Source organism: uncultured Aquimarina sp., assembly GCF_947500065.1.
Taxonomy (GTDB): Bacteria; Bacteroidota; Bacteroidia; order Flavobacteriales; family Flavobacteriaceae; genus Aquimarina.
Window position 1 is genome coordinate 18,182 of the sequence record NZ_CANMQT010000017.1, and the last position, 15,777, is coordinate 33,958.

Annotated in this window: 7 protein-coding genes and 2 pseudogenes; 2 read left to right on the forward strand and 7 right to left on the reverse strand. The window is 34.4% G+C overall.

Annotation, left to right across the window (positions count from 1 at the left end; all coding sequences use genetic code 11):
• Positions 1 to 323: 323 nt before the first annotated feature.
• Both Q0975_RS26575 and Q0975_RS26580 read right to left on the reverse strand, forming a co-directional pair.
• Entirely contained in the window at positions 324 to 689 is a 366-nt protein-coding gene (locus Q0975_RS26575) for a hypothetical protein (protein WP_299443387.1), read from the reverse strand.
• Positions 690 to 837: 148 nt separating this feature from the next.
• Positions 838 to 978: pseudogene (locus tag Q0975_RS26580) on the reverse strand (transposase); the annotation flags it as partial.
• A 22-nt stretch (positions 979 to 1,000) separates the two neighbouring features.
• On the opposite strand from Q0975_RS26580, the gene Q0975_RS26585 reads away from it, so the two are divergent.
• Positions 1,001 to 1,276 carry a hypothetical protein gene (locus tag Q0975_RS26585; RefSeq protein ID WP_299443390.1) on the forward strand — a complete coding sequence of 92 codons (276 nt, stop codon included), beginning with the start codon at positions 1,001 to 1,003 and terminating at the stop codon, positions 1,274 to 1,276.
• A 118-nt stretch (positions 1,277 to 1,394) separates the two neighbouring features.
• On the opposite strand, the pseudogene Q0975_RS26590 reads toward Q0975_RS26585, so the two are convergent.
• The 4 genes and pseudogenes from Q0975_RS26590 to Q0975_RS26605 form a co-directional block, all read right to left on the reverse strand.
• Positions 1,395 to 1,478 (reverse strand): annotated as a pseudogene (locus Q0975_RS26590) (transposase); the annotation flags it as partial.
• A gap of 438 nt (positions 1,479 to 1,916) precedes the next feature.
• Complete coding sequence (locus Q0975_RS26595) at positions 1,917 to 2,405, reverse strand: hypothetical protein (protein WP_299443393.1); 489 nt, start codon at positions 2,403 to 2,405, stop codon at positions 1,917 to 1,919.
• Between the two features lie 2 nt (positions 2,406 to 2,407).
• Positions 2,408 to 9,133, reverse strand: a complete 6,726-nt coding sequence (locus tag Q0975_RS26600) for a DUF6443 domain-containing protein (protein ID WP_299443396.1) — start codon at positions 9,131 to 9,133, stop codon at positions 2,408 to 2,410.
• Between the two features lie 15 nt (positions 9,134 to 9,148).
• The gene (locus tag Q0975_RS26605) at positions 9,149 to 12,652 is read right to left on the reverse strand and encodes a hypothetical protein (protein ID WP_299443399.1); all 3,504 of its coding nucleotides are present in this window, start codon (positions 12,650 to 12,652) and stop codon (positions 9,149 to 9,151) included.
• A gap of 354 nt (positions 12,653 to 13,006) precedes the next feature.
• Between Q0975_RS26605 and lysS the strand changes: the two genes are divergently transcribed.
• The gene (gene lysS, locus Q0975_RS26610) at positions 13,007 to 14,698 is read left to right on the forward strand and encodes a lysine--tRNA ligase (RefSeq protein ID WP_299443402.1); all 1,692 of its coding nucleotides are present in this window, start codon (positions 13,007 to 13,009) and stop codon (positions 14,696 to 14,698) included.
• Positions 14,699 to 14,780: 82 nt separating this feature from the next.
• Here the strand turns inward: lysS and Q0975_RS26615 are convergent, their stop codons facing one another.
• The gene (locus Q0975_RS26615; protein ID WP_299443405.1) at positions 14,781 to 15,776 is read right to left on the reverse strand and encodes a type IX secretion system membrane protein PorP/SprF; all 996 of its coding nucleotides are present in this window, start codon (positions 15,774 to 15,776) and stop codon (positions 14,781 to 14,783) included.
• Position 15,777 lies beyond the last annotated feature (1 nt).

Here is a 15,777-nt window from a genome sequence, read left to right on the forward strand (position 1 = left end):
CTATAAGTAATTGATAGGAAATAAAGCTTTTATGTCTAGGGTACGGTAATAGATTATACAGCACCCGTCGGCTCCGCTAGGGTTCGGGACGTAATCTATTTAAAGGACTGTATTTCGACTTAGCTCAATATCCACATAGTCGAAACCCGATCCTAGCAAACACTCATTGTTCTTGTCACGAATTGTCTTGAGAATACTTACTCTTTTTAATAAAATAAAGAAAAGCTATGATATCAACCATAGCTTTCTTTTTCTTATTTATTATTTTTACTCGTCAATCTTTGTAGTCACTAGTCACAGACTAGCGGGAGCTGGGGTTCATTCTAGTTTAAAATTTCCTTTTCTAAATACTCTTCTAAATCTATTTTAAGTAAATAATTTTTTCCTCTAAAACTTAGTTTATTCTTTTTAAGACCAATTCTATCACATGAATCTTTTAAACAAGAGTAAAGGCAATATTTGAATGATATCTTGGAAGGGTACAACTCTCCTTGATTCATAAAATTAACAATTTTTTCAATCTCGTTTTTATTGTTAATTTTAACTGTATCGTTTTTCCCCATTAATATAACACCTATCTCATCAAAGTTTTTTATCAATTTTTCTTCCTTATTATTCTCTTCGTTACATGAAACTAAAGCAATAACACTAATAATTACTACACATATGTTTTTTTTAATATCCTTCATTTTTAGGCTTTTAATTTTCTCCCGACAAGGCATTCTTAAAACTTTTATTTACAGCCTTCCCTGGATTCTTTATAATATAAGTTGTTTGAAATTTCGCTACATCTTTAAATAATTTATTCCATTCGCAGATTTTATAGAATCTATTTTTCTTTGTTTTTCTACAATAACTTATGCTTTCAGATAATATTGATAAGTACTTTTCTCTAGTAAAAACATCAATCCAATAAACGGTAGCAAAACTCACAAAATAAAGTCCAGATTTGTTATGAAATTTATACTTTCTACTCATAATACCAAAATAAAGAAAAGCTATGATATCACAACCACAGCTTTTCTTGTTTGTTATTCTAAATAAAAATCCTTTTTCCTATTTAGATATTTTACTCAGTATCGGCACGAGCGATACGCTCGCGCTAGCGAGGGTAACTATTGATTTTCTTATGGGTGGTGATGATACTGTTATAGATAAAAAACTATTACAAAAAATAAAAGATATCGAGAGTTTTTCCGAAGAAGAAAAAACTAAAATATATGACCTGATTGATATGGCTATCGGATATCATAAAGGTAAAAAAGTATATTCTTAAATCTATCGCATAAAAAAACAGCCACCTATTGCTAGATGACTGTTTATCAATATTTATTTTCTTACTCTTACCGCTACGAAGTCAGGAGACATTCGCAGAGCATCACTCTTCGAAGAGCGGTAAAAACATCAATCCAATAAACCGTCGCAAAGCTGATAAAATAAAGTCCAGATTTATTATGAAATTTGTACTTTCTACTCATAACTCTAAAATAAAGAAAAGCTATGATATTATAACCATAGCTTTTCTTGTTTGTTATTCTAAGTGAAAAAAATCTTTTTTATTAAATAGTCTAACTCGACTCAATCTGTATCGGCACGAGCGATACGCTCGCGCTAGCGAGGGAATCATAACAAAATACAAAAAGCCATACAATACAGTACAGCTTTTTGCTTCTTATTTATTTCTTACTTTTACCCACCAATCTCTGACGCCACTAGTCACAGACTAGCGGGAGCGGGGAAACCCATTTTTCTTTAATAAGAACATAATCCTTTATAAAACAAAAAGTCAGCTACAAATCATTGTAACTGACTTTTTACTTTTATTTAGCATCTACCTGTTGGCAGACAAGCTCTTACTGCTTACTCATTCGCCCCACAGATTGCAAATCTGCGCTATCATATCTGAGCGATCGGGTTTAGTATTTATCCAAAGCTTTTTGTAGTGCTTCTAAAATTATCGTTTTATTCGTATTTTGAACTTCAAGTTTATTAATATTATCTATCATTTTTTTTAAGTTAACAACATCATTAATAGGGTTTTCAAGCATTCTATAAATTTCATTTTTGTCAATTATATTCTCTTTTTCCATAATAGATATAACATCCATTGGTTTTGAATATAGTACTTCAAACAAAACTTCATTTGAAAACTGACTAAATTCCACATTATTTTTACAATCAACTGATACAGTTGACAAAAATGTTTCTATTGATTTTTTGGAAGCATTTGGTAATTCATTCTTCAAAGAAACTACTTTCTTGATATCACACTTTTTATTACCGTTTAAAATCTCTTCTACTTTCTTTTCATTTTCGACTTTAGGCTTTTCTATTTGATTAATTTTTGGTTCTTGTTTACAAGAAAAAATAAATAGAAAAGAAAAAAATATTAATTTTTGTGTCATGATTAAAAATGTCCTTTTAGTTCTAGTTTTCTTTGTTTAGCTTTTTGAGCATGAAAATTCTTAGTCTTAATTATACTGCCTTCTCCTTTTAACCATTTAACAGCATTCGTTCTTTCAGTTGCATTTCCTCTTACAACTTTTATTGTTCCAGAAGAGTCTCCGGTTGTTGAAGTTGTCCAATTAAAATTGGACCATAAATCATCAGCAACATCCGGATTACAGGTTATGCAACCCGCGGATCCTCTACTATTATAATTTCCATTATCACTTTGTCCGTCGTGTACATTTACTACAGTCATTTCAACATCATTGGCATTTGGATCGGTTCCTTCAGCCACTCGATCCCCATTTTCATTAACAATATTTAGACCTTTTTCCGTTCCTTCGCTATGACCACTAGCATTATTATAAATATGCTCTCCTTCATTTAACGTATTATAGGATGTGGAATTATCAGAATTTGATTTAGAATTTGGATAACTACTTGCTTCATATGGGCCATTTATGTTACCAGTTTCTTCATTTAAAACATAAATCTCACCAGTATAAGTAGTTCCTGAAGTTCCATTATCCTGTGGTCTTTCATCAATATCTATTACAAGTACTTTTTCTAATCCTTCTAATTCAACCGCATCAATTACTCTATTTTCTGAAAAATTATATGGTGATTGATAATTGTAATCCTCTGCTAATGGATCTATTTGCCAAAATCTACCAATCGATGGATCACTGAATCTGAATGTCCATTCATGAATGTTCAAATCAAGATCTTCTGTGTATTCTTGCCCTTGATATTCTTTGTGGTTATTTTCAGTACCGACAATCATATTATTATACCCTTTATGTTGTAACCCGAAAGGATAATAATTCTTCTCTTCTAAGATTTCGTGTACATTATCTCCATCACCATCTACATCGGCATTATTTCTCAGCACATCTATCTTCCCATCCTTATCTTTATCAGAAAAACTAAGCCTGATGTTGCCTAAGTGATCTTTAAGTTGGTATACATAATCATAGCTTTCGGCTCCGCTCAAGCTACTACTGGATGGTTCTATATATCCTTCAGGATGGTTCATAAACTCTAATATTCCATTCTTATAGATATAATTACCAGCATATTCCGTTTCTATTAAAGAACTTCCCTCTGTTACGATCTTTTTAAGTTTCGCTCCAGTGGCATCGTAAATATAAGTAATATTTCCATCTGCCGTGTCATTATATTCGTATGGATCGGCAGTATAATAATTATTAACCGCAACCGCTGTTGGCAGGTTCAGATGATTATAATCTATATTCCTAACTCCTCCGCCTCGGGTGTTACCCGTATAATTTCTGATATCAATTTTCATATTCCCATTGGTATCATATTGGTAATTTCTGGTTGTATGATCATCAAATTCTTCCTGATAGGTACGTAACTCTGTCAATTGATTGCCTTGATATTGATAGCTATATTCTATTCTATCTTTTTCACCCAGAAAATTACTATAGATATCGCGCTCTAAAAATGTAAGGTTTCCGTTTTTATCATACGCATAAGAAGCATTGTAATTTTGATCACTATGATCCGCCCTTTTTATTCTGTTTAAGGCATCATATTGATATCCATAGGCACGCTTGGTATTGTCATTGGCCGTTTTCCAGATCGTCTCACTAATATTACCATTAAATAATGGGGCTGCTCCCAGATTCTGCGTTGGTGTATTATAATTGATCCTAAAACTAAACAAATCATCACCGATGTTATTAACATCATTGATATCTGTTAACCATCCACGTACGTTATATTTATAATCTACGGTTTGAAGACCACCACCTACTTTTTTAGCGATTAACTGTCCTAGCTCATCATACAGATTTTCTGCAACCAGTTCTTCTTGACCGTTCACGGATTGAGTTTGGTCAATCAATCTACCTACATGATCATATGTAAATGTATCAATGGTCACTATTGGTGCATTCGCATCTTTGGTATGGGTAGTGCGAGATTGTTCTATCCTACCTGTAAAATCAAGTTTGCTTTCTACAATATCTGTTGTATGTAAATACTCATTTTTACTTGCCTGATAAATTGGTCTTGTTTTACTATCATAATATGTAACGGTAGTAATCCAGTCATTGGTACCTAATACTTTTACCTTGGATCCTGTGGCCAGTGATTTTGTCCTGTTATCTACAGGTTGCTCATATACAGTTCCTGGGTTCATCAATCCCTGGATATCAAAATTATAATCATCATAGTAATTGATCGTCAGTACTTCACTGTTCTGCGTGCTTGGAAATCCTCCATTGGTATAATACATGGCAACACCACCGATCATCAGTTCATTACCTTTTTCTACCCAAAGATCATTTGTAAAGTCATTAGCCTCTTGCTGTAATACATCACGTTCTCTATTATCTGTAAGGGTACCTGTATAAGCTACTCTTCCTAGGGCATCATATTTAGTAAATAACCAGGCAGATTGTGCCTTTAAATTAGCATCCTGTGTTAATACTGGTTGATCTAGTTTATTATAAACTATATACTCCCATCCTTTACCCGGGATTTTCTTTTCTACCAATCGATTTCTACTATCGTACTTATATTGATAACAGAGCTCATTGAGCTCATTTGAAGAAACACCATCATTAAGAGTTACTTTAGGAGGCAACACAAAGGTTAGGTTACCTAGTTTGTCGTACACATAATATGTATCGTGCGCTACTCCGGTATTGTATGTTCTTTTTAGGATTACTCTTCCTGATTTATCTTTGAACTCCTCCGTTGTATAATCCTTAGGATAAGTTTGCCCTAGTTGCCAATTTTCATCTCTAATTATATTTTTAAATAATGTATTGACTGTGTAAAATCCTGTTTTCACCAAACTTACGGTAGTAGCAGTTCCTGCAATATCAAAATTAACTACTTCATTAGTACCATTGGTTTTATAATCAAACTTAATCGTTTTGTTTAAGGAAATCTTTTCATTATAATCTTCTAACACGGGTTCATTTAAATCTACGGTAATAGTAGTATTTAGAGATGATATGATTTCTGACTGTCCGGTATCAGATGTTAATACAAATGTATTATTGATAATTCTTAGGTGATAGCTTGTTGTCTGTCCATTACCATCGATCAGGTTCCCCAAATCTACTTCTTTCAGTGGTTGGGCAGTTCTTACATTATCAATATCTCCAAGGATCAGTGTAGTAGCCTCTGGTTCTCCTAACCCGACACTATTTATGGTGCCTACCACCGTAAATGTAAGTATATTGTTATGATCGATCAACACTTCTGCTTTAGGAGATCGATCATTATCATATCCTTCTTCTGGTTGATCTTTATCAGGGTCAAAGAAATAGTTGATGTACCATTGTTTATTAGTAAAACCATAGTAACTCCGAGGCATCGGCTTATATTGTGCTCCTATTAATGCTACATTGTTAGCATCATATTTCCAACTAGTACCTGGTGCAGCTTGCTCTAGCGTTCTACCTAACGGAGAAGTTTCAAAAATAGTTTCTGAGAACGGATTTACTTCTTCTGGTTTGGTAACTCCTGTAAAATCTTGGTTGTATTTCTTTAAGTAATAAGCATTGATATCGTTTGAGATATCTACAACATTGTATGTGCCTGAAGTCCCTTTTGATACATAGGGTAATCTATTTATTGCTTGCCTTCCCAGCGCATCGTACTCGATATGGGTAACAATATCCTTAGGGTTTTGATTCAGACTTGCAAACATCTCTTTCAGGCTAGTTTCCGTGCCATCCAGTTTTTGTACTAATGGTTTCCAAAAATATTGACGCGTTCGTACATCAGTACTATAGTATAAATAACTTCTGAATCGCGAAGTGGTCGTATTATCTCTCCATTTAAACTCGTGACCATTTAATACTTTTGTACCATTAATATCATAAACTCCACTAACTCCTGTATTATCGCCACCATATTGATATGGATGTATTACTCCAACAACCATATACCAAGTATCTAGCTCTGGAAGATCACTCGCCCAGAAATATGGATTGTTATTGGCAGTACCACTTAGGTTGTTTACATTTTGGGTACCGTGATAGGTAGCTCCATTCTGAGATCCTGTTCTTTTTACCCAAACACTATACCGATATCCTACATTTTTATCTACAGCAAAGTAATCGGTGTTCCAACCTCCATCTGCATTATTATATTCATCATTACCACATCGCCAAACAAGTGAGCGTTCTCCACGAGGATCTACGTCCCGAATTCTATGATTCTCTGCTGTAGCTCCATTTTGATTAAAAAATGCTGTACTTCCAGATCCTTCTGCCCAATCCATTGGTAATTCATTGTTTATGGTATTGGACGATGTCGCAGATGCATTGATTCCTATTTGTTGTTTCGCTCGACCTAAACCATCAAAATAGGTAATACTCTCTATAACATCTTTATCATATTTAATAGCTGATGAGGACTGCATAGGAGCTTGATATGCTCTAGTAAAAACATAGTTCTCATCGCTAAAAACTACATTATTATAGGGTCTTGATATACATCCTCCATAATTACCCATCTCATCAGGACATTGATCTAATGAGTTACCTACATAACCTACCGGTTGTAAACTAGCCAGTATGGTATTGTCTGGTTCACCAAAACCATCATTATCTGTATCTTTATAAAAAGTACTTGGGGTTAGATTGGTTATCAGACTTGTCGTATCATCAACATCCGTATTATTTTCTACATATCCTGCAGGTTGCGTACATTGGGTTTTGGTAACTAACCTATTTCCCCAACCGTCTCCATCATTGTCTACATACCATACCGTATTGGGGTTGATGGAAGCATTACTATCATCACAATCTCTATTATTGGTTACAAAACCGCTAGGTTGTTCGCTTTGATATTTTTTATCCGTATTAGTACCAAAGGTATCCTGATCAGCATCCCGATAGAAATTACTAGGAGTGATATTGGTTATTAAGTTATTGCTATCATCGTTATCATCATCATTACGCACATAACCTGAAGGTTGTACACATTGGGTTTTGACTATCGAAGCATTTCCCCAGCCATCTGCATCCGCATCACGATACCATTTGGTATTGGGATTGATCGCTGCATCATTGTCATTACAATCGCTGTTATTAGTAACATAGCTACCAGGTTGTACACTACGATAAATACTTGCCGAAGGATTACCATAAGTATCTAGATCTGAATCTGCATAAAAGGTTCTGGGTGCGATATTGGTAATCAGATTATTGTTATCATCATAATCGTCATCATTACGCACATATCCACTAGGCTGTATGCATTGTTTTTTTAGTACTGAGGCATTTCCCCATCCATCATTATCAGCATCACGATACCAACGAGTATTTGGGTTTAGAGAGGAATCGTTATCATTACAATCACTACTATTGACTACATATCCGCTTGGTTGTATACTCTGGTATTTACTGTTAGCAGGGTTTCCGAAAGTATCGTTGTCTGCATCTCTATAAAAATGCATTGGGGTTATGGTAGTAATCAAACTATTACTATCGTTAAGATCGTCATCATTTAATACATAACCGCTAGGTTGTGTACATTGTTTTTTGGTTACCGAAGAGTTACCAAACCCATCTCCATCAGCATCACGGTACCAAAAAGTGTTTGGGTTAATAGCTGCGCTATTATCATTACAATCGCTGCTATTTGTTACATAACCATTTGGACGAGTACTACGATAGGTTTTGTTGGTAGGATGCCCGAAGGAATCATTGTCTGCATCTCTATAAAAATTACGAGGAGCGATATTAGTGATCAGATTAGTACCATCGTTGTAATCATCATCATTACTTACATATCCACTGGGTCTAGAACATTGCTTTTTGGTTACATTCTTATTTCCCCATCCATCATTATCAGCATCTCGATACCAAACCGTATTAGGATTTAGTGAAGCATTGCTGTCATTGCAATCTAGCTTATTTAACACATATCCAAGTCCTACAGAACATCCTGTTTTGGTGCTACTGGCAATCCCATATCCATCTCCATCGGCATCTCGATACCAAACTGTATTTGGACGGATGGCAGCATTACTATCATTACAATCCAATTTGTTCAGTACATATCCGCTAGGTTGCGCACAAGATTGTCTAGGTGCTTGTCCTATAACAATAGATCCAAGATATTCACTACCATAGCCATCGCCATCACTATCTCGGTACCAGGTTTTTAATAAATTAAGGGATGCATTACTATCATTACAATCTTTATTATTAGTTACATATCCGTTAGGTCTTACACTACGATATGTTTTAACACTATAATCTCCATAACTATCTCCATCAGCATCTCTATAGAAATTACGAGGAGCAATATTAGTAATCAATGCATTACCATCATTATAATCGCCTCCAGCACTTACATAACCTGAGGGTTGATAACATTGTTTTTTGGTTATTGAATTAGTCCCATAACCATCTCCATCGCTATCACGATACCAGGTAATCCCTGGATTTATACTGGCTTTGGTATCATCACAGTCGGTATGATTGGAAACATATCCAGCCGTAGGAGCATATTTAATATCCAGGCTTAAGGTATTATTATTTCCATAGCCATCTCCATCAGCATCTCTGTAGAATTTTACTTTATCTCCATCAGATCCAATAAGTCCACCATCTCTAGCACCACCTAACTGAGCAACAGCAGGAAGTGTTATGAAAAGTGTGAGTATAAGGTATATATATTTAGTATTCATCTGTTCTTCTGTTGTTTAATTACTTCTATACTTATATTGATTCTCAGATATCAAATTACCATCTTCATCTTTTACAAATTGTAATCGATATTGGCTATCATATTCATAATACATAGTATAACCTCTTGGATCGGTAACACTTGTTACCCCCACTTGTGGTTTAAACGTATAAGTTGTTATTTGAGCATTTGGTAACCCTTGACGGATATTGTCGAGCTCCAGTCTCAAAGCATCACCATCCAGATTTTGTAACTGCTCCATAGAAACTGACAATTGAGCAACAGCTTGTTCATAAGATGCATTGATAATCTGAGCAATTGGATACGTATGGTCATAGCCCCAAATAGCGGCTGTCAATATTCCTCCTTCGTCTGATAGAGGATTTGAACTAGTGTCATTTGCGCTAGTTCCGTCTGTAATAATCTTAAAATATTGCAACAAGTTCCCGTAATCATCATACTGATCATATTTGGTGATTCCGCGTAAAGGTTCTCCTCCTGTAGCCGCCCATAACTTCATTGGGCGAATTATTTTTCCATTTGTTCGTTCGTTTATAACACCATAATCTGTTCTAGATTGTCCAATTATCTCACCATCTTGTTTGGTGATACTTCCCAATACTGTAGTGTAAATATTTGCCTCTAACAATCCTCCATCTTGCATTTGCCCATCATATGGATAGAAGTTTTCTATTTCTATTGTTCTTCCTTTACTATCAGTAGTCTCACTTTTTTCTACCTGATAATAAGCATCGTAAGAAAGGGTCTGAGTCGTAGTTACTTCTTCAGGGAAGTATTGTTTTGAGATTGTTTGAGTTTGTTGGTGCTTTTTATTCAATTCAGAATATGGTATTAACCTGTAATAATCTGAAGCCGTATACTCTGGATTCATATAAAAACAATCTCCCTCTTGCTTAAATTTATATGCAATTTTAATGCTTTTAGGATAATTCGACCCTTTATTTCCAATCAATTGTTGATATATATAATCACTCTGAGATAAAGGTATTAAGCTATCATTTTTTTCATTGTATTTGAGAACCAACTGTTGTGACATTCTACCCATATCTAAATCAACTACACTTGGTATAGAGGGATAACTATCTTGTCCAATATCATCTGTTATAAATCGAGTAACTTTATATCCATTGGGGTAAATGTAGGTAGAAGGACTTGTTCCTCCATACATATCTTCTTCAGAACCAATATAGGTAAGTATAGAATCTGAAGTATCATTAATGGTGGTATCAATACAATCCTCTGTATTACAACTTGATCGACTAAAACTTTGTTTCACTTGCTTAAAATCTATTTCTCTAACTTGTGTATATAAAATAGGTATACCAGTATTGAGGTTTAGATTATTAAAAGATTTTGTTGTGTAGTTGGATCTATAATAATTATAAAGATGGCATTGACTAGTTCCTTGCACATTAGGTCCTGTATCACATCCATATTGCACATTATAATTATGAAACAATATTGCCTTTTGTAATTCATTTCCGGATGAAAAACCTGATTCATCTTTGTACTCATATAGCTTTGAACTCCCTAGTTTATTTTCTGAAGTATAATGAGATACTCTACTTATACGAATACCTCCCACCATCTTATTAGTAAATTCTGGAGTTACAACTCCATCCCCAGTGACTATCGGTTGATAAAAACGAACTCTAATCCAACCAGACATTGGTTTATGACTTCGATCTGTCCAAATTTTGAATTCGTAAGTACCAGCTGGAATTTTTATCTGTCCATTTGTACTTTGGCTTTTTCTAACTAACTCATTATAATTTCCATCAGTATCTCCATCATCCACCACATCATACAATCGTGGGCAAAATTCTGGAATATTATCATCGCCAATTGCTCTTAGATGTCTTGCATAATGCTGATATGAGGTCGATGAATTTGTATCTCCAATACAAGGATCCTTTTTGGTTATGGATATTCCAGAAAAAGAAGTTGGTAATGCGTTTAAAATATGTTTAATATCCGCTACTGTTGTTTCAGTAAATGTATAGGTGAACTTTTTTTCTTTTTTACCCGAATCCTTGGCAGGATCAGTTTCTAATTCTAAAAAAATTTGCCAATTGGGACTGAAACTTTGACCAGAATTTAAAACTTCTTGATAAGGTGTCTTAGCTGTATTTTGTTCATAGCTAATGTCAGAATACCCTTTGGTAGGGTACGTAATTCTTTTTAAAGCTCCTGCCATTGTATGGCTAAGGCTAGAATTTTTATTTGCAGTAAAAGAAGTACCAGCAATATTTACCCCATATTGATTGTTTATACCATTATAGAATCCCCAAAGATCTTGTTTAAAAACATTCGCATCTTCCGAGTTTGTAAACGCAGGGACTAGGTTTTTGTAGTGATAATCAAAACTATAAAAATGTTCCTCATTTCTGGTGATACTTGTCAATACATCTCTAGGACCTTCATAAGAAAGATCATAATCCCATAAAATTGTATTGTCATAATTATTACGAACTAAAATGTTAGAATAGGTAACACAATATCCTTCAGAATTAGGGCCTGTTTGAAATGGAACTCCAAAATCGATCCTTGCAGTTGATGAACTAATCTGAGTCAGAATTTTACGAACGATCTTAGTTTTTGCAAAACCATCACTATAAAAAGGATCTGTAAAACTATTGGTACCACATTGTATGTCTGCACTATGGGTTCCCCCAGAAGCAAAATGATCATAGCTATAATAATCTCTTGATTGGTAATTAAAAGTAAGCTCTTCTTTATTAGGAAAAACAACTTTAGTTAAATTCCAACTAGAAATATATTTCATAAAAGAATCATTATAAACTTGCCAATTGCTACCAATATTAGTAGGCTCATTATACTCTTTTCCTTCAAAAAAGTATTGAATTCCATTGTGATCCAGGACTTCAAAACCATTCAATTCATAAGGGGTTGCCCAATCCAAAATTACTTTATGATTATGCTCTGACAGGTATACTGGAGCTTTATCCAATCCTATTTTAAAAGAAAAACTGATCCCATTGACACTTACATAGTATTTATCTGCTTCTCCATCTAATTCTCCATTCATCAACAGATCTGCCGTACCTTTGCTAATGGTTCTTGAACTAAAATATGGATCTAGCAGTTGTTGGCGTATTTGACTCTCTCCATAATACCCTTTAGGATGTTCATCTGGAATTCCTCGTACTTCTCTGGTAACAACTCCACCTGCTTGTAAATTCCATCCTAATCCAGTAACAGAGGGCTTATCCTCATACACTAATCCTTTAAAATTATAAGATAAACTTATAGGCCAAGAATAACCTTTCTCATTAATGGTATATATGGGTACAGGGAAATTCATTTGCCCTGTACTTAGATTTACAGGTACATTACCATAGGTACCCAATCGACCTGCTTCTGGAGAAACAGGAAATGAAAACAGATTGACATCCTTTTCTTCCTCAGAATTTGCATCCTGAGCTTTTACAAGATATCCAGATAACAAGATCATTAATACTAAAAAAATTCTCTTCATACTACTACTATTTAATAATTTATATTCTATTCAATTTTTCCTTTTGCAAAATCAATAGCCCAAGACAAAACGAATATCATTGAGCACTAAAATTGCTTTCCTATATGATTATGTCATGAGGAATAGAATCGTTACCAGTATTTTTTACTTTTTTTTGAATTTTATTTTAAAATGAAGAGTTCTTGTATCATGTATATACAAAAAGCGATGGTGTTTTGATTTATGAATTCTCTTGTTTTGGTATTCGATTTGAATCAGTTTCAACATAATTTCTGTTCAGCATCACTATCCTTCAAAATCAATTGAAAGATTATATCATACTTCGTATCTTTGCACGCTTAAAACGGCAGCATTATGCAATTATCAGAACAAGAACTTGTAAGAAGAGAAAAACTACAATCTCTACGCGACTTAGGTATTAATCCATATCCAGCAGCATTATTTCCTGTGGATCACTCTTCTGAAAATATTAAACAGCAATATGAAGAAGGAAAAAAGGTAATCATTGCAGGTAGATTGATGTCCAGACGTATACAAGGGAAAGCTTCTTTTGCAGAATTGCAAGATTCTAATGGTCGTATACAGGTATATTTTAACCGTGATGAAATCTGTACGGGTGAAGACAAAACCAAATACAATGAGGTCTATAAAAAATTACTTGATATTGGTGATTTTATAGGTGTAGAAGGAGAACTTTTTACAACTCAGGTTGGTGAAAAAACGGTTATGGTAAAAGACTTTACGTTATTAAGTAAAACGCTAAAACCGCTACCTCAACCAAGAACTGATGCAGATGGGAATATTCACGATGCATTTACAGATCCAGAATTACGATACCGTCAGCGTTATGTAGACTTAGTTGTAAATCCAGGTGTAAAAGATGTATTCATTAAAAGGACAAAACTTTTTAATGCCATGCGTGAGTTTTTTAATACCAAAGGGTATTTTGAAGTAGAGACTCCGATCCTACAGCCAATACCCGGTGGTGCTTCGGCTCGTCCTTTCATAACGCATCATAATTCTCTTGATATTCCTTTGTATATGCGTATCGCTAATGAACTTTATCTAAAGCGATTAATCGTAGGTGGATTCGAAGGCGTATATGAGTTTTCTAAGAACTTCCGTAATGAAGGAATGGACAGAACCCACAATCCAGAATTTACTGCCATGGAAATTTATGTAGCTTATAAAGACTACAACTGGATGATGGAATTTACCGAAAACTTAGTAGAACATTGCGCTATTGCAGTAAATGGAACTACTGATGCTACTTTTGGAGAACATAAAATAAACTTCAAGACTCCATATGCTCGTGTAACGATGACCGATTCTATCAAACACTTTACTGGATTTGATATCACAGGAAAGTCTGAAGAAGAGATTCGTGAGGCAGCACAAGGAATGGGTGTAGAAGTGGATAAAACCATGGGTAAAGGAAAATTGATTGATGAGATTTTTGGCGAGAAATGTGAAGGAAACTATATCCAACCAACATTTATCACGGATTATCCGAAAGAGATGAGTCCTCTATGTAAAGAGCACAGAGATAATCCTGAACTTACTGAGCGTTTTGAACTAATGGTTTGTGGTAAAGAAATTGCCAATGCATACTCTGAGCTTAATGATCCTATTGATCAACGAGAACGTTTTGAAGCACAATTAAAACTAAGTGAAAAAGGAGATGATGAAGCAATGTTTATTGATGACGATTTCATTAGAGCACTAGAATATGGTATGCCTCCAACATCCGGAATGGGAATTGGTATGGACAGGTTGATTATGTATCTAACCAATAATCAATCAATCCAAGAAGTATTATTCTTCCCGCAGATGCGCCCTGAGAAAAAGGCAGTAGCACTTAATGATAATGAAAAAGCAATTTTTGATATCATCAAAAAAGAACAAAGCATGGCTTTAGGTGATCTTAAAACTGCTTCTGGTTTAAGTAATAAAGCTTGGGACAAAGGAATGAAAGGTCTTTCTAAACTTGGTCTAACCAAAGTTACTAAGACAGATGACAATCTGGTTGTAGAGGTAGCTGAGTAAGTATACTACTGAACATATAATTTATGATAAAAAACGCAACCTCATCGGTTGCGTTTTTCATTCTAATACTTATAAATAAAAACTATTCTACCCAAGGGCAATAGCACGCATATTTTTTAGCTCTACATGAAAAATCAATCCCTAAGGTAATTTGATGAAAACCACCATTATTAAATGTTACCGGATTGGACTGATACGAATACGTATAAGCAAACATATATTTTCCAAAATTGACTCCGACAAAAGGAGTTACATAATTTAATGTCTGACTTTTTATTTCTGTTTCTTCTACAAAATCGATGGAGTCAAAACCCCTTCTATATGATAATCCACCCCATAGTTTGCCAAAATTCATATCACTATATACCTTTAGATTAAAATCAATAGTAGATTGACCTATTCCATCTCTATGAGAATACAAGATAGAGGGTTCATAAGAAAATGTTTTTCCCGGACGATCAAAAACATATCCTACAGAAATCAGATAGTTCCTTAAATTATTAGCCACTTGTAGGTCGTTGTTAACTCCAGAATTTTTCAAAAGGTTTTTTACCGTAACATGAGTATAAAAATTATACAGATTATATGAAAAACCTACATCCATATTAAATTCACTTTGACTTAGTGATCCAGGTCCAACTAAAGGGTCATTGGGATCAAATCTAGTTTGATCTAATCTATACTGAATTACACCTGCGCTTAATCCAAAGGATAATTGATTTAGATCTACTTCACTTCTAGAAAATATGAGATGATGCGCATACGTCACATATCCACCTGTCTGAGAAGAAAATCCATTTTTATCGTTATATACTATCGCGCCAATCCCTGATTGAGAATTACCGATTCTACCATTATATGCTGCAGTATACAACCCCGGACTATCTTCTTCGCCTATCCAATTCCTACGACCCGTTAATCTAATCTGTGAACAATTAGCGGCTCCTGCCATGGATGGATGTAATAGATAATAATTATCAGTGAGATAATCTGAATATATTGACAACCCTTCTTGAGCAGTTCCAAATCTTAAAAACAACATCGTTATTGTTGCTAGACATATTTGTGTAAATTTCATG